Origin of the sequence: Pseudomonas marginalis (assembly GCF_024169655.1) — a bacterium.
Taxonomy (GTDB): Bacteria; Pseudomonadota; Gammaproteobacteria; order Pseudomonadales; family Pseudomonadaceae; genus Aquipseudomonas; species Aquipseudomonas paraveronii.
This window is the reverse complement of sequence record NZ_JALJWV010000001.1, coordinates 334,982-354,860: the sequence shown is the minus strand read 5'-3', so window position 1 is coordinate 354,860 and position 19,879 is coordinate 334,982. Positions and strand designations below refer to the sequence as shown.

General features: G+C 61.9%; 17 protein-coding genes and 2 pseudogenes. 7 read left to right on the top strand and 12 right to left on the bottom strand.

Translation table 11 applies throughout. The annotated features are described in order from the left end of the window. Positions 1-301 precede the first annotated feature (301 nt). The 8 genes and pseudogenes from J2Y83_RS01500 to J2Y83_RS01465 form a co-directional block, all read right to left on the bottom strand. Positions 302-1,858, bottom strand: coding sequence for an SPOR domain-containing protein (locus tag J2Y83_RS01500; RefSeq protein WP_253392900.1), 1,557 nt, complete (start codon positions 1,856-1,858; stop codon positions 302-304). 10 nt (positions 1,859-1,868) lie between these two features. Then, positions 1,869-2,969 carry a 3-dehydroquinate synthase gene (gene aroB, locus J2Y83_RS01495; RefSeq protein WP_253392898.1) on the bottom strand — a complete coding sequence of 367 codons (1,101 nt, stop codon included), beginning with the start codon at positions 2,967-2,969 and terminating at the stop codon, positions 1,869-1,871. A gap of 125 nt (positions 2,970-3,094) precedes the next feature. After that, complete coding sequence (gene aroK, locus J2Y83_RS01490) at positions 3,095-3,613, bottom strand: shikimate kinase AroK (protein WP_024072964.1); 519 nt, start codon at positions 3,611-3,613, stop codon at positions 3,095-3,097. Positions 3,614-3,617: 4 nt separating this feature from the next. Then, positions 3,618-4,871 (bottom strand): annotated as a pseudogene (locus tag J2Y83_RS01485) (type IV pilus secretin PilQ); the annotation flags it as partial. Positions 4,872-5,012: 141 nt separating this feature from the next. After that, complete coding sequence (locus J2Y83_RS01480) at positions 5,013-5,984, bottom strand: pilus assembly protein PilP (RefSeq protein WP_253392896.1); 972 nt, start codon at positions 5,982-5,984, stop codon at positions 5,013-5,015. Beyond that, entirely contained in the window at positions 5,981-6,532 is a 552-nt protein-coding gene (locus J2Y83_RS01475) for a PilN domain-containing protein (RefSeq protein WP_253392894.1), read from the bottom strand. The genes J2Y83_RS01480 and J2Y83_RS01475 overlap by 4 nt, the downstream gene beginning before the upstream one ends. Continuing rightward, positions 6,532-7,185, bottom strand: a complete 654-nt coding sequence (gene pilM / locus J2Y83_RS01470) for a type IV pilus biogenesis protein PilM (RefSeq protein WP_253392892.1) — start codon at positions 7,183-7,185, stop codon at positions 6,532-6,534. The genes J2Y83_RS01475 and pilM overlap by 1 nt, the downstream gene beginning before the upstream one ends. 23 nt (positions 7,186-7,208) lie before the next feature. After that, the gene (locus J2Y83_RS01465) at positions 7,209-7,355 is read right to left on the bottom strand and encodes a hypothetical protein (protein ID WP_253392890.1); all 147 of its coding nucleotides are present in this window, start codon (positions 7,353-7,355) and stop codon (positions 7,209-7,211) included. 51 nt (positions 7,356-7,406) lie between these two features. Here J2Y83_RS01465 and J2Y83_RS01460 point away from each other — a divergent pair, with 51 nt between their 5' ends. Beyond that, a complete protein-coding gene (locus J2Y83_RS01460) occupies positions 7,407-9,869 on the top strand; it encodes a penicillin-binding protein 1A (RefSeq protein WP_373423805.1) in 2,463 nt (820 codons plus the stop codon). 210 nt (positions 9,870-10,079) lie between these two features. On the opposite strand, the gene J2Y83_RS01455 is transcribed toward J2Y83_RS01460, so the two are convergent. The 3 genes and pseudogenes from J2Y83_RS01455 to rpmE all read right to left on the bottom strand — a co-directional run bounded on the left by J2Y83_RS01455 (position 10,080) and on the right by rpmE (position 11,901). Continuing rightward, positions 10,080-11,348 carry a malic enzyme-like NAD(P)-binding protein gene (locus J2Y83_RS01455; protein WP_253392886.1) on the bottom strand — a complete coding sequence of 423 codons (1,269 nt, stop codon included), beginning with the start codon at positions 11,346-11,348 and terminating at the stop codon, positions 10,080-10,082. A 215-nt stretch (positions 11,349-11,563) separates the two neighbouring features. Next, a pseudogene (locus J2Y83_RS01450) lies at positions 11,564-11,653 on the bottom strand (thermonuclease family protein); the annotation flags it as partial. A 14-nt stretch (positions 11,654-11,667) separates the two neighbouring features. Continuing rightward, the gene (gene rpmE, locus J2Y83_RS01445; RefSeq protein WP_247406541.1) at positions 11,668-11,901 is read right to left on the bottom strand and encodes a 50S ribosomal protein L31; all 234 of its coding nucleotides are present in this window, start codon (positions 11,899-11,901) and stop codon (positions 11,668-11,670) included. Between the two features lie 225 nt (positions 11,902-12,126). Between rpmE and J2Y83_RS01440 the strand changes: the two genes are divergently transcribed. Beyond that, on the top strand, positions 12,127-14,346 hold the full coding sequence (locus tag J2Y83_RS01440; protein ID WP_253392884.1) for a primosomal protein N': 2,220 nt from the start codon (positions 12,127-12,129) through the stop codon (positions 14,344-14,346). Here the strand turns inward: J2Y83_RS01440 and J2Y83_RS01435 are convergent. After that, a complete protein-coding gene (locus J2Y83_RS01435; RefSeq protein WP_253392882.1) occupies positions 14,343-14,606 on the bottom strand; it encodes a hypothetical protein in 264 nt (87 codons plus the stop codon). The genes J2Y83_RS01440 and J2Y83_RS01435 overlap by 4 nt on opposite strands. Here J2Y83_RS01435 and argS point away from each other — a divergent pair. The 5 genes from argS to J2Y83_RS01410 all read left to right on the top strand — a co-directional run bounded on the left by argS (position 14,577) and on the right by J2Y83_RS01410 (position 19,645). Then, positions 14,577-16,313 (top strand): arginine--tRNA ligase, encoded by a 1,737-nt coding sequence (gene argS, locus J2Y83_RS01430; RefSeq protein WP_253392880.1) that lies wholly within the window; start codon positions 14,577-14,579, stop codon positions 16,311-16,313. The two genes, J2Y83_RS01435 and argS, sit on opposite strands and share 30 nt — an antisense overlap. A gap of 1 nt (position 16,314) precedes the next feature. Further along, positions 16,315-17,016: an SPOR domain-containing protein gene (locus J2Y83_RS01425; RefSeq protein ID WP_253392878.1), complete on the top strand. Its 702-nt coding sequence runs from the start codon at positions 16,315-16,317 to the stop codon at positions 17,014-17,016. A gap of 258 nt (positions 17,017-17,274) precedes the next feature. Next, complete coding sequence (gene hslV, locus J2Y83_RS01420) at positions 17,275-17,805, top strand: ATP-dependent protease subunit HslV (protein WP_247399883.1); 531 nt, start codon at positions 17,275-17,277, stop codon at positions 17,803-17,805. 37 nt (positions 17,806-17,842) lie between these two features. Then, positions 17,843-19,180: an ATP-dependent protease ATPase subunit HslU gene (hslU, locus tag J2Y83_RS01415; protein ID WP_247399881.1), complete on the top strand. Its 1,338-nt coding sequence runs from the start codon at positions 17,843-17,845 to the stop codon at positions 19,178-19,180. 87 nt (positions 19,181-19,267) lie between these two features. Then, a complete protein-coding gene (locus J2Y83_RS01410) occupies positions 19,268-19,645 on the top strand; it encodes a gamma-butyrobetaine hydroxylase-like domain-containing protein (RefSeq protein WP_253392876.1) in 378 nt (125 codons plus the stop codon). Positions 19,646-19,879 lie beyond the last annotated feature (234 nt).

Sequence of the window (19,879 nt, the reverse complement as noted above, 5' to 3'; positions counted from 1 at the left end):
ATTCAACCAGTTACCTTCTACGCCGAACGTTCGTCGGCTTTGCAGGGGCAAAAGGGAGGTCATTGTACACACCGACACAGACGCTCACAAATTTAGCGACGAGATGTCGCAAATCTATGTCGCATTTATGAAAGGTTTAAAGCGATATGCTGTGCTAGTCAAAACTTTTTTAATTTTGACCGCTACGACTCAAAAGCCACTGTGACGCAGACACCACAACGCGCGCGGCCTTGAGGGCTGCACGCACTTGCGGTTTTTTTTGAGGTGCCGGGAGGGCGGCCTGGGTAAGGCCGCCGGATCTTCAGCGAGTTGCTGCCAGTTCTTGTTGAACGCTGGCAACAGTGCGAGGCCAAGGTTTACCAGCCTGAACCTTCGCTGGCAAGGCTTTGATAGCGGTATCGGCGGCGGCACGGCTTGAGAAGCTGCCGTAAGTGATCACGTAAAGAGGCTTGCCGTTGAGCACTTTCTTGAAATAACGGTACTCGCCGCCCTGCTCTTTGACGAAGGCTTGAGCGTTGGCTTCGGAGCTGGTGCCGAGGATCTGCACCACGAAGTTACCGCTAGGCTGGCTGGTGTACCAACTGCTACCGGTGGCGCCGGCCTTGGCGACAGTCACCGGTTTTTCCGCCGGTTTGGTGGCCGGGGCCGGAGCTGGCTTGGCGACAGGCGCTGGCGCGACCGGCTTGGTGACGGGCGCCGGCTTGGCAGTCGCGACCGTAGGCGCAGGCGTTGGTTTTGCCGCCGGTTGGCCGGCGGGGACGCCCGCAGGTGGCGCAGTGGTGGTCACGGTCGGCGGTGTGGCACTGGAGCCTTCCACCGGCACGCCGTCGTCGCCTTCGGAGATACCGCCTGCTTCTTCGGCGAGCGGGCCGCGCATGACAGGCTGGCCGACCATCGGCAGGCTGGTCGGTTGGCCGGAGTTGGCGAATTCGACATTTGGCGTCGGTTTACCCAGTGGCAACTGCGCCTGTTCGGTTGGCGCGCCGGCAGTGGTCGGTGCCTTGCTGCGACCCGGGATCAACCAGGCGGCGGCGACAGCGACCACGACAACGGCGGAAATAGCCAATACGTGCTTCTTAGGCATAGTGAACCCCATCTTTGGACGCTTGACCGCAGAGCGGCTGGCAATCATGGCTTCAATCATGGCATCCCGGGCGACCTGATTAATGGTGCCAGGCCAGCCGTCGGAGCTTTCGTGAATATCAGAGATCTGCTGAGCGGAAAAAAGTTCGATGCCCTGCCCGGCGCCTTCGAGACGTTGCGCCAGGTATTCGCGGGTTTCTTCCTCTTCATACGGCTGCAATTCGATGACGTGGAACAGCTCCTGCTCGCCGCTGATCTGCTCCAGAGCGGCGATCAGGGACGATTCACCGAACAGGAACACATGCGGACGGCCTTCCGGCGTACCCGCTGCCAGCGCCAGCAGCGCCTCGAGGGCCGACTCGTCAAGCTGTTCGGCGTCGTCCACCAGCAGGTAGACTTCCTGGCCGGTCAGGCCCAGTTGCACCACTTGCTTTAGAATCGCATTCGGCTCGGCGCTGGCAACGTCCAGGGCCTGGGCCACCTGGCGCAGCACGCCGGCCGCATCACCGGCGCCACGGGCCGACACCACCACGCTTTGCACCGATTGCTTGTTGGTGCTGGCGACCAGCGCCTGGCGCAGCAAGGTCTTGCCGCTGCCCAGCGGGCCGGTGACGACCAGCAACAACTGGCTGTAGCGCGCCAGGTGATGCAACTGCCCGAGCACCGGTTTGCGCTGCGCAGGGAAGAATTTGAAACCAGGCACCCGTGGAGCGAAGGGGTCGTGGCTTAACTGGTAATGGCCGAGGAACGCCTCGTCGGCATGCAAACTAGTCATCGGGCTCTTATTAACCTTTAAGCTGGGCCAGGGCGCGGTAATCCGCTCCCAGCGTGGCCTGTAAAATCTCTTTCGGATAATCGTCGGTCACCACCGCTTCGCCCATGCGGCGCAGCAGCACCAGTCGCAGTCGACCGTCGATCACTTTCTTGTCTATCGCCATATGTTCGAGGAAATCCGCCTCACTCATCTCCTCGGGCGGGATCACCGGCAACCCGGCGCGCAGGAACAGGCGGATGCCCCGATCCCGCTCCTGGGCGCTGATCCAGCCCAGGCGTTGCGACATCTCCAATGCCATCACTGTGCCAGCCGCTACGGCTTCCCCATGCAACCACACACCATAGCCCATGTGCGTTTCGATCGCATGGCCGAAGGTGTGGCCCAGGTTCAAGGTGGCCCGAACACCGGACTCCCGTTCGTCGGCATTCACCACCAGCGCCTTGGCGGCGCAGGAACGCGAGATCGCCTCGGTCAGCGCCACTTGGTCGAGCGCGCGCAGGGCGTCGACATGTTCTTCCAGCCAGGTCAGGAACGGTTCGTCACAGATCAGCCCGTACTTGATGACTTCCGCCAGGCCCGCCGACAGTTCGCGCGGTGGCAAGGTGTTGAGGGTCGCGGTGTCGATCAGCACGGCCTGAGGCTGGTAGAACGCGCCCACCATGTTTTTGCCCAGCGGATGGTTGATGCCGGTCTTGCCGCCCACCGACGAATCGACCTGGGACAGCAGGGTGGTCGGCACCTGGATGAAATCCACGCCGCGCTGATAGCAGGCGGCTGCAAAACCGGCCATGTCGCCAATCACGCCGCCACCGAGGGCGACCACGGTGGTGCGCCGATCATGGCGTGCGCTCAGCAAGCCATCGAAGATCAGTTGCAGGGTTTCCCAGTTCTTATGGGCTTCGCCGTCGGGCAGCACCACGGAGATCACCGAGTACGCCGCCAGGCTGCGGCTCAGACGCTCAAGATACAGCGGCGCGACCGTTTCATTGGAGATGATCGCCACTTGCCGCCCGGCAATATGCGGTGCGAGCAACTCGGGTTGGTCCAGCAGACCTTCGCCAATATGGATCGGATAGCTGCGCTCGCCTAGATCGACCTTAAGTGTCTGCATGTGTCCCCGCGTTGAAGATGTATTAACGACCGGCAACGTCGCGATCCGACGTCGCCTGATGGCTCTACGCCACACCCCACAGGGTGATAGCGCGCCGCCGAGAATAGCGCATTTCGGGCCTGGCTTTAACGGGGTGGCAGCCGTTGCAGGCGCTCAAGAATGTCGAGCACCACCATCCGAGGTGGCCGCTCATCGGTTTCCACCACCAGATCGGCGATTTCCCGATACAGCGGATCGCGCAGCGCCAGCAGATCCCGCAGGGTTTTCGCCGGGTCGGCGGTGCGCAGCAGTGGGCGATTGCGATCGCGCGCGGTGCGCCCCACCTGCTGCTCGACCGACGCATGCAGATAGACCACCCGACCACCGGCATGCAGTGCCCGGCGGTTCTCCTCGCGCATCACGGCACCGCCGCCAGTCGCCAAGACCACGCCGTCGCAGCCGCACAGCTCGGCAATCATCGCCTGCTCACGATCACGAAAGCCCAGCTCGCCTTCCTTATCGAAGATCCACGGGATATTGGCACCCGTGCGCAATTCAATTTCCTTATCGGAGTCTTTGAATGGCAGGCGCAGCTCTTTGGCCAGCAAACGGCCGATGGTGCTTTTTCCAGCGCCCATCGGTCCTACAAGAATCAAATTTCGCACAGAATCAACGACTCACAGCAATCGCCTGGTTATTCATAATACGCGGAGTCAGGAATACCAGCAGCTCGGATTTTTTCTCCGCCAGCACATCGCGCCGGAAAAGGCGGCCAAGATACGGCACATCGCCCAAAAATGGCACTTTATCTACCACTTTGCTTTGGGTATTGGAGAAAACCCCGCCAATGACGATGGTCTCGCCGTCCCTGACCAGCACCTTGGCGTTGACCTCGTTTTTCTTGATCGGCGGTACGTCGTTGAGTTTGTTCAGATAATCCGGCTCATCCTTGGTGACTTTCACCTCCATGATCACGCGGTCGTCAGGCGTGATTTGCGGGGTGACCTCCAGGGACAGCGAAGCCTCCTTGAACGACACCGAGGTGGCGCCGCTGGAGCTGGATTCCTGGTAGGGAATCTCAGTGCCCTTGAGGATGCGCGCAGTTTCCTTGTCGGACGTGACCACCTTGGGCTGCGAGACGATCTCGCCGTTGCCGGTTTTCTCCATGGCGGTCAGTTCCAGGTCCAGCAGCAGGTTGTCGGTGATAAACGCGATACCCAAGCCGGAGGTGCCGGTGAGCGCACCCAAGTCGACGAAGGGCGCACTGGGTGGATTGTCCACAGGCTCCGCCCCCGGCGCCGGAGGTTGCTGGATACCACCGGCGCCCCAGTTGCCGCGATTGACCTGCCCTCCCCAGCGCACGCCCAGGCTTTTGTCGTAGTCGACATTGGCCTCGACAATCCGCGCTTCAATCATCACCTGGCGCACCGGAATGTCCAACTGCGCCACGATGCGCCGCAGCTCTTCCAGGCGCTCGCCGGTCTGGTAGGCAATGATGTTATTGGTGCGGTCATCCACCGCCACCGACCCGCGCTCATCGGTGGTGCCCTCCAGGCCGGTCACCGACTGGAACAACTTGGCCAGGTCCGCAGCCTTGGCGTAATTGACCTGCAGCAGCTCGCGACGCAATGGCGCCAGTTCGGCCATCTGCTTGCGCGCCTCCAGCGTCAGCAGTTCGCGCGCGGCCAACTCTTCGGCGGGCGCCACCAACAGCACGCCGGCCTTTATTCGCTTGTCCAGCCCCTTGCTTTGCAACACCAGGTCCAGCGCCTGATCCCAAGGCACGCCCTTGAGTCGCAGGGTGATCGAACCTTGCACATCGTCGCTGGCGACCAGGTTCAGGCCCGCCACATCGGCAATCTGCTGCAACACAGCGCGCAGCTCGATGTTCTGGAAGTTGAGGTTCAGCTTGTCGCCGGTATAGGTGCCTGATGCCGCACTGCCGGGAGGCGGCAGTTGGATCAGATCCACACGATTGGGCACAGCAGCAGCCATCGGTGCCGTGAACGCTATCCATAGCGCCACACCGAAGGACGAGAAAGTCCTTTTCATTGTTTGATTCCGTTATGAGTTGACGCTTAGCACGAGGGTTCGCGGGCGCTCCAGCCATGCGCCCTGTTCGTCGGGAAACAACTCGACCAATTCGACATAGCCTTCAGCAATGGCCGTGACCCGACCGTGGTCCGGCCCCAGGTAATCGCCGACTGCCAGCCTGTGGACGGTGGCCGCGGCACGTAGCAGGGCGAAGGTTTGCATGCCTCGGGACAGCGTGCCGACCATTTCGAACTGGTCGACGGCGATACCTTCCAGGGCTCCGCGGGCGCGGTCGGGGTCTGGCGCGAACGCGGGCCGGCCAGGCACGTGATCGACCTGCAAGGCGCGTGGCTGGAACGGATTGCGCAAGGCAAGCGCGTCATAGACAAAGCGCGGCCCAGGCTCAAAGGCCTGGCCCGGCTGAGCGCCCGGTGACGGATTGCGATACGTCTTGGCCAGCAACTCCAGGCGCAATGCCGCCCCATCCACTCGCAGCGCGACATCATGCACCGTGACGATGCGCGGCAAGCCGCCCAAGGCGCTCACAAACATCGCCAGGTCGTGATAAGCCCCGGTGACGCGCAGGTGTAACGGCTGCTCGATATAGAGTGGCCGGGGCTGCTCATCCAACAGCACGATCTCGTCGACGAGCACCGCATTGGCCGCGCCCAGCCGGGCAATATCTTCGAGCAAAGCGGGTACCCCGGACGCGCCAGGCAACTGCTGCAACAGCCCGGTAAAGCGCGCCTGCATCGCCTGAAACTGCAGGCTGCGCGCCTCAAGACTGGCGGCAAGGCCCGCCTTTTCGGCGACCTGGCGCTGCAAGACGACGCCCTGCGCCTCGATCCCCTGCAACCGCTCCCGCGACGGGCTCAGGTACATCCCATCGCCCACCCACAGCACCAGGCCGGCGAGCGCGCAGCCGAGCACGGCCTTGGCGGGCAAGGGCCATTTCGCAGCGTTGTGGGTGAGAGCGGAAAAGTCGAGCCTGGGCAGGCTCACGGCTGGGCCTCGACGGACTCTCCCTGGCGCACCGTCAATTGAAACTCGTTGCCGCCCTGGTCATCTTCCATCCGCACACGTTGCAGTCGAGTGGCGTGGGCGCCTTCGGAGGCTTGCAGGCGGCGCATCAGTTGGGCGATGTCCTGGCTGGAATCGGCGCTGCCGCGGATACTGACGGTATCGCCCTTCGCCACCACTTCATGCAAATGCACGCCGTCTGGCATCGCGCGGGCCAACTGATCCAAGAGCTGGGCACCGGCCGAACGGGCTTCGCTCAAGTCCTGCACGACCTTCATGCGCTCCGCCAATTGCTGGCTTTGCTCCTGCAGGTCATCGATGGTCTTGATGCGCGAGTCAAGGATGGCAACGTCCTTGTCCAGATGGTTATTACGCGTCACTTGTCGGTCAATCGCCTGGTCGATCACTTGATCGGCCAGCCACACGGCAGCAAGCGCCACACAGGCAAACGCCAGCAGCAGCACCAGGAAGTATTTGCGCCGCCGTTCCGCCAGCGCCTGGCGCCAGGGCAAAAGGTTGATTCGTGTCATCAAGCGAAACTCCTCAGGGCCAACCCGCAAGCAATTCCCATCCCGTGGGCATCCACGGCCCATTGTGCGCCATCGACTCGATGGCCCGGCGTGAAGCTGCCGAAATCCTGACCGCAAGCGCGCGCCAATGCAAATGCTTCCACATCCACCACCTTCGGCACCAGCCCAGCCAGGCTCAAAACCGCGACGCGAGCCTCTACCTGGGCCTTATGGCACGCGACGAGCAATACATCAACCCGCGCCCCATTCTGGGCCGATGGCCCGCGAACCTGGAAATCCAAGGCCATCTCATCCAGCGGGTACGGGATATACTGGTCGGCCTCCATCTGGATCATCCAGGTCATTTCTTCCTCACTGAGCCCCGCCTCCAACTCGATCACCCGCGTAATAACCGAAGGGCCCGACACGGCCACGGCCGCTTGGCGGGCCGAGGTGCGCAACCGGGCCAACGCCTGGGACAACGCCTGCCCGACGCCGTCGAGGTCGAGCATGCTGCTATCGACCACGGCTTGGGCCGGTAGTGCCTGAGTGGCATAGCTTTGTACGCTGTAGCCAGTGGGCGAGCGGCCGAGTTCGATCAGCCGGATGCCCGTGTCCTGAATGTCGACACCCAGGACGGTATCGACTTTTTGCCTGAAAAATCCCTTTCCCATAAAACTCCCTAAAACTTTCCCTGTCATACCGCCTGATTGGCGCGGGGCACCGTGCATTCGATCGCCTTGTTTGCGAGGCGCGAATGACGCCCCAAGCTGAAAAATGCTTTAATGCCCAGCGTTTTTTCCCGCTTTTTATCTGCAGCTCGGGTCGATTCATCGTTTGCCATGCATGCCCCGGCGCCTAACCCATTCTTTTCTCTGGAAATCCAAAAGCCTTGATTCGTCTGCTGAAGTTTTTCGGGTACTCCATTGTCGCCATCGTTTGCGGGCTGCTGCTCGTCCTCAGCGGCGCCTACCTCTACCTTAGTCCGGGTTTGCCCTCCGTAGAGGCCCTGAGAAGCATCCAGTTGCAGATTCCTTTGCGGGTCTACAGCAGCGATGAAAAGCTGATCGCGGAGTTCGGCGAAATGCGCCGCACCCCGATCCGTTTCGCGGATATTCCGCCCAATTTCATCAACGCCCTGCTGTCGGCCGAGGACGATAATTTCGCCAACCACTACGGCGTCGACCCCAGCAGCCTGGTACGGGCCGCCACGCAGTTGGTAAAAAGCGGACACATTCAATCCGGCGGCAGCACGATCACCATGCAAGTGGCGAAGAACTTCTTCCTCACCAGCGAACGCAGCTTTTCACGCAAAGCCACCGAGATCCTGCTGGCACTGCAGATCGAGCGGCAGCTGACCAAGGACGAGATCCTTGAGCTGTACGTCAACAAGATCTACCTGGGCAACCGCGCCTACGGCATCGAAGCCGCGTCCCAGGTCTACTACGGCAAGTCGATTCGTGACGCCAGCCTGGCGCAGATGGCGATGATTGCCGGCCTGCCCAAGGCGCCCTCGCGCTTCAACCCGCTGGCCAACCCGGCGCGCAGCAAAGAGCGGCGCGACTGGATTCTGGGGCGCATGTACAAGCTGGGCAAAATCAGCCAGAGCGCCTATGAAAGCGCGGTGGCCGAGCCGTTGAACGCCAGTTACCACGTACCGACCCCGGAAGTGAACGCCCCTTATATCGCGGAAATGGCGCGTGCCGAGATGGTCGGCCGTTATGGCAGCGAGGCTTACACCGAAGGCTTTCGCGTGACCACGACCGTTCCGAGCGACTTGCAGGAAATCGCCAACAACGCGGTGCATGAAGGCCTGATCACCTACGACCAGCGCCACGGCTACCGCGGCCCAGAATCGCGCCTGCCGGGCAAGACCCTGAGCGCCTGGACCACCGAACTCGGCAAACAGCGCACGATCAGCGGCCTGGAACCGGCCATCGTCACCCAGGTGAAGAAGGACGGCGTGCAGGTACTGACCCGCACCGGCGAAGCGCATGTGGCGTGGGACAGCATGAAATGGGCGCGCCCATTCCTGAACACCAACAGCATGGGCCCGATGCCCAAGCAGCCGTCGGACGTGGCGCAGGTGGGTGACTTGATCCGCGTGCAACGCCAGAAAGACGACAGCCTGAAATTCAGCCAGGTGCCAGTCGCACAAGGCGCGCTGGTTTCCCTCGACCCGCAGAACGGTGCGATCCGCGCCCTGGTCGGCGGCTTCGCGTTCGAGCAGAGCAACTACAACCGTGCCACCCAGGCCAAGCGCCAACCCGGCTCGAGCTTCAAGCCGTTCGTCTACAGTGCCGCCCTGGACAACGGCTACACCGCCGCCAGCCTGGTCAACGATGCCCCGATCGTGTTTGTCGACGAGTACCTGGACAAGGTCTGGCGTCCGAAGAACGACACCAACACCTTCCTCGGCCCGATCCGCATCCGCGAGGCGCTGTACAAGTCGCGCAACCTGGTGTCGATCCGCTTGCTGCAGGCGATGGGCGTGAACAAGACCATCGACTACATCACGCGCTTTGGCTTCAACAAGGCAGATCTGCCGCCAAACCTGTCCCTGGCCCTGGGGACGGCGACCCTCACGCCGATGGAAATCGCCACCGGCTGGAGCACATTTGCCAACGGCGGCTACAAGATCACGCCGTACCTGATCGACAAGATCGACAGCCGCAATGGCGACACCCTGTTCACCGCCAACCCGCCACGAGTGCCGGGTGATGTGGTCAACGGCGTGGCCGCCAGCGATGGCTTGGCCGCACCAAGCAACGGCGGTATCACCATCGAGCCGACCCCAGGCGCAACGCCCGTGGCCAACCCGGCGGCCGCACCTGAACCGCAAGCGCCGGCGGTGGCCGAGCGCGTGGTGGATGGCCGCACCACCTACATCCTCAACAGCATCCTGGAAGACGTGATCAAGAAAGGCACCGGCCGCCGCGCACTGGCCCTGGGCCGCGCGGACATTGCAGGCAAGACCGGTACCACCAACGAATCCAAGGACGCCTGGTTCTCCGGCTACAACGCCGACTACGTGACCACCGTGTGGACCGGCTACGACCAGCCGGAAAGCCTCGGTCGCCGCGAGTTCGGCGGCACCGTCGCGCTGCCGATCTGGATGAGCTACATGGGCGCGGCCCTGAAAGACAAGCCGCTGCATACCCAGCCAGAACCGGAAGGCATCCTCAGCCTGCGGATCGACCCGGTCAGTGGCCGCGCGGCATCGCCGAGCACGCCGAATGCGTACTTCGAGCTGTTCAAGAGCGAAGACACGCCGCCGTCGATCAACGAACTGGGCAATGGCGTGGCGCCGGGCAGCCCGCTGCCGGCGGATGAGGCGGCACCGATCGACCTGTTCTGACGGAGTCTGTGTTTGAACACAGATCCAATGTGGGAGGGGGCTTGCCCCCGATAGCAGTGGACCAGTCAACTCATCAGGTGACTGACACACCGCTATCGGGGGCAAGCCCCCTCCCACATTTGGTTCTGCCCAGGCCTTGGGTTTATAGCCACACAGCAAAAAGCCCCGACTCGCGAGAGCCGGGGCTTTTTGTGGGTGCGCTACAACGGCTTAGCCGTTGAACACATCATCCACGCTTTGCAGCGGGTAGTTTTTCGGATACGGCAGGGTGGCCACACCGGTCTCGATCGCGGCTTTGGCCACGGCGTCGGAGATCAGGGTGATCAGGCGCTTGTCCATTGGTTTCGGAATGATGTATTCACGACCGAATTCCAGCTTGGCGCCGCCGTAGGCATCGCACACATCCTGAGGCACCGGCAGCTTGGCCAGTTCACGCAGGGCGTTGGCGGCAGCCACTTTCATTTCTTCGTTGATGCGCTTGGCGCGAACGTCCAGGGCACCACGGAAGATGAACGGGAAGCCCAGTACGTTGTTGACCTGGTTCGGGTAGTCCGAACGGCCGGTGGCCATGATCACGTCGTCGCGGGTGGCGTGTGCCAGTTCCGGCGCGATTTCTGGGTCCGGGTTGGAGCAGGCGAACACGATCGGGTTGGCCGCCATGGCCTTCAGGCCTTCAGCGCTTAGCAGGTTCGGACCGGACAGGCCGACGAATACGTCAGCACCGTCGAGGGCCTCAGCCAGGGTGCGCTTGGAGGACGGATGCGCAAACATCGCCTTGTACTGGTTCAGGTCGGTACGCTCGGACTGGATCACGCCCTTGCTGTCGACCATGTAGATGTTTTCCAGCTTGGCGCCCATGCTGACGATCAGCTTCATGCACGAGATGGCCGCAGCACCGGCGCCCAGGCAGACGATCTTGGCGTCAGCCAGGGTTTTGCCAGCGATTTCCAGGGCGTTGATCATGCCGGCCGCAGTAACGATCGCGGTGCCGTGCTGGTCATCGTGGAATACCGGAATGTCGCACTGCTCGATCAGGGCCTTTTCGATCTCGAAGCACTCAGGTGCCTTGATGTCTTCCAGGTTGATGCCACCGAAGGTGATGGAAATGCGCTTGACGGTGTCGATGAAAGCCTGCGGGCTCTCGGAATCGACTTCGATGTCGAACACATCGATGCCGGCAAAGCGCTTGAACAGCACGCCTTTACCTTCCATGACTGGCTTGGAAGCCAATGGGCCGAGGTTACCCAGGCCGAGAATCGCGGTGCCATCGGAAATCACTGCAACCAGGTTGCCTTTGCCGGTGTATTTGTACGCCAACTCAGGGTCACGGGCGATTTCACGTACAGGCTCGGCAACGCCAGGGCTGTAGGCCAGCGACAGGTCACGGGCGGTGGCAGTGGCTTTGGTGAGCTCTACACTCAGCTTTCCTGGACGAGGATGGGCATGATATTCGAGAGCGGCAGTTTTCAAATCAGACATATCGGCATTCCGCTTTTACTGTTGGTCGACGGACCGCCGAGGATACTCGTGTCGTAAAGCCCCTACAAGACTGGACAGTCAGTGGTGTCAAGGGCTATGCACTACGACTTTTGGCCAAGAGCTGCGGGATACAAGGAGCGAACTGCTCACAATCCACCTAAAAAATGTCTACAATTTTTCTTCCAATATCGATTTCAACAAGCGCAATCGCGTTGGAGTTCTTGTCTGGCCGCCAACAGCCAAATCGCGGGCACAAAAAAGGCGCCCACAAGGGGCGCCTTTTTCAACAGCTGGCAAAAGCCCATAGGGCTTTTGAGCCTTACTCTGCTGGAGTAGCAGCAGGCTTCTTGCCGAAAGCACCAAAGCGATCTGCGAAGCGCTGTACACGGCCGCCAGTGTCCAGAGTTTTCTGCTTACCGGTGTAGAACGGGTGGCACTCGTTGCATACGTCAGTGCCCAGTGGCTTGCACAGGTTCGAACGGGTTTCGAACTTGTTGCCGCAGCTGCAGGTGACTTCGATGGTTTCGTACGCTGGATGGATACCGGCTTTCATGGTGACTTCCTCAGGCTAGCGTGCCGCCACTCGACACCATTGTCGAATACCGCACGTAATTAGGCCGCGGATTCTACCAGACCTTTTTAAACGCGCAAGCGCCGCTCTGCATCGATTCAGCACACCAAAGCCCCTTTCATCCGAAAACCGCGGCATACCCAACGCATCCCTCGTCTGCTAGGCTCCCGCCCTTCGTCATCACCCTCCTTTATAGAGAACCCCTGCGTGCCCGACGCCATTTTGCGCCTAGCCCTGCCCTCGCCCCTGCGCCGCCTGTTCGACTACCGGGCCCCGGCCGGCGTGCTGCGGGAGCAGTTGCAGCCGGGCATGCGGGTACGGGTGCCGTTTGGCCGAAGGGAAATGATCGGCATCCTGGTAGAAGTGGCCGATCACAGCGAAGTCCCGGCAGAAAAGCTCAAACCCGCCGTGGCCATCCTCGACACCACGCCGCCGCTACCGCCCGCGCTGTTCAAGCTGTGCCTGTGGACTGCCCAGTATTACCAGCACAGCCTGGGCGACACCTTGAGCTGGGCGCTGCCGGTGCTGCTGCGCCAGGGCGAGTTGGCCGAAGCACGCCAGGAGCGCTTCTGGTCGACGGTGCCCGGCGCACGCCTCGACGACCCGCGCATCGCCCGCGCTCCGCGTCAGCGCGAGGCCCTGGCGACACTGGCCCAGCACCCCCATGGCGTGGCCCATCAGCTCTTGAGCAAGCTGATGCTGAGCAAAGACAGCCTCGACCTGCTGCTCGCCAAAGGCCTGGTGCAAGTCGAGATCCGCAAGCACGCCCCGGACCCGCGCCATGAACACTGGCTGGCCCAACCGGAATTGCCGCTGAACCCCGAACAGCGTGCGGCCTATGAAGCCATTCGCGCAGGTTTTGACAGCTTTCACGCGTTCCTGCTGGCTGGCGTGACCGGCAGCGGCAAGACCGAAGTCTATCTGCAGTTGATCCGCGAAACCCTGCAGGCCGGCAAACAGGCGCTGGTGCTGATCCCCGAGATCAACCTAGGCCCGCAAACCCTGGCGCGTTTCGAACAGCGCTTCAACGCACGCATCGCCCTGGTGCATTCGGCGGTCAACGACCGTGAACGCCTGGAGTCGTGGCTGGCAGCGCGGGACGGCGAGGCCGACATTATTATCGGCACCCGCTCGGCGCTGTTCACCCCGATGAAAAACCCCGGGCTGATCATCATCGACGAAGAACACGACGGTTCGTACAAACAACAGGAGGGCCTGCGCTACCACGCCCGCGACCTGGCCCTGGTGCGCGCACGCCAGGAAGACATCCCGATCGTGCTGGGTTCGGCCACCCCTTCCCTGGAAAGCCTGCATAACGCCTACACCGGCCGCTATGGCCTGCTGCGCCTGAATGAGCGAGCAGGCGGCGCCAAGCAACCGCGCTTCCTACGCCTGGATGTAAAAAGCCGACCACTGGACAGCGGCATTTCCGGGCCGATGCAACAAGCCATCGGCCAGACCCTCGCCGCCGGCCAGCAAGTCCTGGTGTTTCTCAACCGTCGCGGCTTCGCACCGACCTTGTTGTGCCATGACTGCGGCTGGATGTCCGAATGCGAGCGCTGCGATGCGCGCATGACCGTCCACCAGCGCCATGGCGAGTTGCGCTGCCATCACTGCGGCCATGTGGAACGTGTACCGCGCCATTGCCCGCAATGCGGCAAAGTCGACCTGCGACCGGTTGGCGCGGGCACCGAACGCGCCGAAGAACGCCTGGGCATTCTGTTCCCGGACTACCCGGTGCTGCGGGTCGATCGCGACAGCACCTCGCGCAAGGACGCGATGAACCAGCTGTTCGCCACCATCCAGAAGGGCCAACCGTGCATCCTGGTCGGCACGCAGATGCTGGCCAAGGGGCATCACTTTCCCCGGGTGACCCTGGTGTCGATCCTGGATGCCGACGGCGGCTTGTTCTCCGGCGACTTCCGCGCCAGCGAGCGCATGGCGCAGTTGATCGTGCAAGTCGCCGGGCGTGCCGGGCGTGCCGAGGAGCCGGGCAAGGTGATCATCCAGACCCACCTGGCTGACCATCCGCTGCTGATTCAACTGACCGAGCAAGGTTACTTCGCGTTTGCCGAGCAGGCCTTGAGCGAACGCCGCGCCGCCGGCCTGCCGCCCTTTGCCCACCTCGCGCTGCTGCGTGCCGAGGCGCACAAGCCGGGGCAGGCGGAGGGGTTTCTCGATGAAGCCTGCAGCGCCGCCGAACGTCTGCTCGCAGAGCTGGGCCTGAGCGGCATCGAATTGCTCGGCCCGGTGCCCGCGCCCATGGAGCGCCGCGCCGGACGGTATCGCGCTCAGCTACTCTTGCAGGCGACGTCCCGCGCGCCGCTGCATCGGCTATTAAGTAGCTGGTTACTTGCGCTGGAGCAAATGCCCAGCGGGCGCCAGGTGCGATGGTCAATGGATGTGGACCCGGTCGATTTGTACTAACCCTGTAGGAGCGAGCTTGCTCGCGAAAAACCCGAGAGCACCGCGTAAACCCGAATATCCGCGTTATCGTTGACGATTTTCGCGAGCAAGCTCGCTCCTACAGTGGGCAGGATGCCCTTAAAAAGCCCCGCAGGTCTGGAACGGTTGGCAAGCCCGCCCTCGCCACGGATAATGCCCAGTTTTTCCACCTGCGCATCGCGCGCCACCGCTTGCGGTCGAAAGAGAACACCATGAAAGACACCATTCGCCAGCTGATCCAACAAGCCCTCACCCAACTCGTCAACGAAGGTGTGTTGCCTGAAGGCCTGACGCCGGCGATCCAGGTGGAAAACACCCGCGACAAGACCCACGGTGACTTCGCCAGCAACATCGCGATGATGCTGGCCAAGCCGGCCGGCATGAAGCCGCGCGACCTGGCGGAGAAAATCATCGCCGCGCTGCCGGCCGATCCGCAGGTGAGCAAGGCCGAAATCGCCGGCCCGGGCTTTATCAATCTCTTCCAGAACACCGAGGCCCTGGCTTCACGCCTCGACGCCGCCCTGGCCGACGCCAAAATCGGCGTGCGCAAGGCCGGCCCTGCCGAGCGCGTGGCCATCGACCTGTCGGCGCCCAACCTGGCCAAAGAGATGCACGTCGGCCACCTGCGCTCGACCATCATCGGCGACGGCGTGGCGCGGGTGCTGGAGTTTCTCGGCGACACCGTGATCCGTCAGAACCACGTGGGCGACTGGGGCACCCAGTTCGGCATGCTGATGGCTTACCTGCAGGAAAACCCGATCACCAGCAACGAGCTGTCGGACCTGGAAAACTTCTACCGCGCCGCGAAGAAGCGTTTCGACGAATCCGAAGCCTTCGCCGACCGCGCCCGTGGCCTGGTGGTCAAGCTGCAGGCCGGTGACAAGGAATGCCTGGCGCTGTGGTCGCGCTTTCGCGAGATCTCGCTGGCGCACTGCCAGAAAATCTACGAACTGCTCAACGTCAAGCTGACCATGGCCGACGTCATGGGCGAAAGCGCCTACAACGACGACCTGATCAACGTGGTCAACGACCTCAAGGCCAAAGGCCTGCTGGTGGAAAGTAACGGCGCGCAGTGCGTGTTCCTCGAAGAATTCAAGACCGCCGAGGGCGAGCCGCTGCCGGTGATCATCGTCAAGGCCGATGGCGGCTACCTCTATGCCACCACCGACCTGGCCGCCGTGCGCTACCGCAGTGGCGTGCTCAAGGCCGACCGTGCGCTGTATTTCGTCGACCAGCGCCAGGCCCTGCACTTCCAGCAGGTGTTCGAAGTGGCGCGCCGCGCCGGTTTCGTCACGCACCCGATGCACATGGAACACATGGGGTTCGGCACCATGAACGGCGCCGACGGCCGCCCGTTCAAGACCCGTGACGGCGGCACCGTGAAGCTGATCGACCTGCTGAACGAAGCCCAGGAACGTGCCTACAACCTGGTGAAGGAAAAGAACCCGGAGCTGGCGGACGCCGACCTGCGCAACATCGCTCGCGTGGTGGGCATTGGCGCGGTGAAATACGCCGACCTGTCCAAGCACCGCACCAGCGACTACAGCTTCAACTTCGAGCTGATGCTCAACTTCGAAGGCAACACCGCGCCGTACCTGCTGTACGCCTATACCCGCGTGGCCGGGGTGTTCCGCAAGCTGGGCAAGGACTTCAGCGAAGTGCAGGGGCAGATCGTGCTGGAAGCGCCCCAGGAACAGGAACTGGGCGCCAAGCTGGCGCAGTTCGCTGAAGTGCTGAACAGCGTCGGCGAGAAAGGTACGCCGCATATCCTCTGCACTTACCTGTACGAAGTCGCCGGGCTGTTCTCCAGCTTCTACGAGAACTGCCCGATCCTCACCGCCGACGACGAAGCCCACAAGCAAAGTCGCCTGCGCCTCGCCGCACTGGCTGGACGGACCCTCAAGCAAGGCCTGGAACTGTTGGGCCTGGAAACTCTGGAGCGTATGTAAGTTGGCTGCCAAGAAAAAACCTGCACCCAAGCGCGGCGCCAGCCGCTACCAGGCACCGGCGAAGCAGCCTATTCCGGGCTGGCTGTGGATGGCCATCGGCCTCACGGTCGGCGCGTTTATCGTATTTTTGATGAAGCTGGACCCAGGCCAGGGCGATGACGTCAAACGGGTCAAACAGGAGCAGCAAAAAGCCACGAAAATGGCCGAAGCCAACAAGACCGCCCCAAGCCCGACCGCGCCGGTGAAGCCCAAGTACGACTTCTACACCCTGCTGCCGGAATCGGAAGTGATCGTGCCGCCCGACGCCGTGCCGGAGAAAACCCTGCCGACGCCGCAAGTACCGACCACGCCGGTCACCCCGGCGGAAGCGGCCAAAATCGACACGGCACGAGCCCAGGCCGCGCTGGCCGGGATCACCCCGCCACCACCGCCACCGGTTGCGACCACCAAGGCCGCGCCGGTGACCAAGTTCTTCCTGCAGGCGGGCTCGTTCCCGAAACAGGCGGACGCCGATCGCGTGCGTGCGCAGATCATCCTGCTGGGCCAGGCGGTCACGGTGGAATCCGGCACAGTGAAGGATGCGACCTGGTATCGCGTGTTGGTGGGGCCATTCAGCAACCGTGAACAACTGACCGTGGCGCAGAAACAATTGGCCGGCGCGGGCTTTAGCAACCTGTTATTACAACAGCGCCAGAGCCGCTGACCTAAAGCCAACACCAATCAAAATGTGGGAGGGGGCTTGCCCCCGATAGCGGTGTATCAGTCGCCGAAAATATTGACTGATCTACTGCTATCGGGGGCAAGCCCCCTCCCACATTGGGTTTTAGGCGGTTCTCGAAAGTGTGTCAGATCAATAGACACCATTCGTCCGTACCAACCTCCCAAGGTTGAAATCATCCCCGCTACCCCCATATCAGTTCCCACCAGGGCATTTTCGCCCCGCTGCGTGGAGACTCTCCTCTTGACCACCATCGTTTCAGTACGTCGCCACGGCAAAGTCGTCATGGGCGGCGACGGCCAGGTTTCCCTTGGCAATACCGTGATGAAAGGCAACGCGAAAAAAGTGCGCCTCCTGTACCATGGCCAGGTGCTCGCGGGCTTTGCCGGCGCTACCGCCGACGCCTTCACCCTGTTCGAGCGTTTCGAAGGCCAACTGGAAAAACACCAGGGCCATCTGGTTCGCGCCGCCGTCGAACTCGCCAAAGAATGGCGCACCGACCGCTCCCTCAGCCGCCTCGAAGCCATGCTGGCCGTCGCCAACAAAGACGCGTCCCTGATCATCACCGGTAACGGCGATGTGGTTGAGCCTGAACACGGCCTGATCGCCATGGGCTCCGGCGGTGGCTTCGCCCAAGCGGCGGCCAGCGCACTGTTGAAGAAAACCGACCTGTCGGCCCGCGAAATCGTCGAGACCGCCCTCGGTATCGCCGGCGATATCTGCGTGTTCACCAACCACAACTTCACCATTGAGGAGCAGGACCTCGCCGAGTAAGCCGTAGGCTTATTCCCGCTTGAGGACCGCAAACATTATGTCCATGACTCCCCGCGAAATCGTCCATGAACTCAATCGCCATATCATCGGCCAGGACGATGCCAAGCGCGCCGTTGCCATTGCGCTGCGTAACCGCTGGCGCCGGATGCAACTGCCGGAAGAACTGCGCGTTGAAGTAACGCCGAAGAACATCCTGATGATCGGCCCGACCGGCGTCGGTAAAACCGAGATCGCCCGGCGCCTGGCCAAGCTGGCCAATGCCCCGTTCATCAAGGTCGAAGCGACCAAGTTCACCGAAGTCGGCTACGTGGGCCGCGACGTCGAGTCGATCATTCGTGACCTGGCCGACGCCGCCCTGAAACTGCTGCGCGAACAGGAAATGACCAAGGTCAGCCACCGCGCCGAAGACGCCGCCGAGGAACGTATCCTCGACGCCCTGCTGCCACCGGCCCGCATGGGTTTCAACGAAGACGCCGCACCGGCCTCGGATTCCAACACCCGCCAGCTGTTCCGCAAGCGCCTGCGTGAAGGCCAGTTGGACGACAAGGAAATCGAGATCGAAGTCGCCGAAATGTCCGGCGTCGACATCTCCGCGCCGCCTGGCATGGAAGAAATGACCAGCCAGTTACAAAACCTGTTCGCCAACATGGGCAAGGGCAAGAAAAAAAGCCGCAAGCTCAAGGTGAAGGAAGCGCTGAAACTGGTGCGCGACGAAGAAGCCGGGCGTCTGGTCAACGAGGAAGAACTCAAGGCCAAGGCCCTGGAAGCGGTCGAGCAGCATGGCATCGTGTTTATCGATGAGATCGACAAGGTGGCCAAGCGCGGCAACTCCGGCGGCGTCGATGTGTCCCGCGAGGGCGTACAGCGCGACCTGCTGCCGCTGATCGAAGGCTGCACCGTCAACACCAAGCTGGGCATGGTCAAGACCGACCACATCCTGTTTATCGCCTCCGGTGCATTCCACCTGAGCAAGCCAAGCGACCTGGTGCCGGAACTGCAAGGCCGCCTGCCGATTCGTGTGGAGCTCAAGGCGCTGACCCCGGGCGACTTCGAACGCATCCTCAGCGAGCCGCACGCCTCGCTCACCGAGCAATACCGTGAGCTGCTGAAAACCGAAGGCCTCGCCATCGAGTTCCTGCCGGACGGCATCAAGCGCCTGGCGGAAATCGCCTGGCAGGTCAACGAGAAGACCGAGAACATCGGTGCCCGTCGCCTGCATACCTTGCTGGAGCGCCTGCTCGAGGAAGTGTCCTTCAGCGCCGGCGACCTGGCCGGTGCGCAGAATGGCGAAGCGATCCAGATCGACGCCGACTACGTCAACAGCCACCTGGGCGAATTGGCGCAGAACGAAGATCTGTCTCGCTATATCCTGTAAACCTCACACAGCGCTGCTTTGCTTCAATGTGGGAGGGGGCTTACCCCCTCCCACATTTTGAAGCCGGTTTATTCAGGACCCTCATCAATGTCGAAATTTCCTACTGCTGTAAACCTGCACAAAACCTCAAACACCCTCGGACTCACCTACGGCGCCGACGAGGTCTACCAGTTGCCCGCCGAATTCCTACGGGTACATTCGCCTTCCGCCGAAGTCCAGGGCCACGGCAAACCGATCCTGCAATTCGGCAAGCTCAACGTGCGCTTGAACAAGATCGAACCGGCCGGTCAATACGCACTGAAATTGATCTTCGACGACGGGCACGACAGCGGATTGTTCACCTGGGACTACCTCTATCAATTGGCCGTGCGTCAGGACGCGCTGTGGATCGATTACCTCGCCGAACTCAAAGCGGCCGGAAAAACCCGCGACCCGGATCAGTCGGTCGTGCGGCTGATGCTCTAGCCCAGGCTTCTTGCTCTTTAGAGGGCATTTTCTAATTCCATCTGCTTGAATGCCCACTCCTGTGGCCAATGATTGGCCCACTTGCGAAAAAAAATAAACTCGGGTAACCAATGGAACTGGCAAGTTCCCTGCATTTGACGATGCGGTATCAACGGTCACCCGAGTCGCAGTACCTGGCTTGTGTTGTGTATCGAAAGGTGGTGCGCAGCGGTACCCGGTACTCGTCTTTCGGAC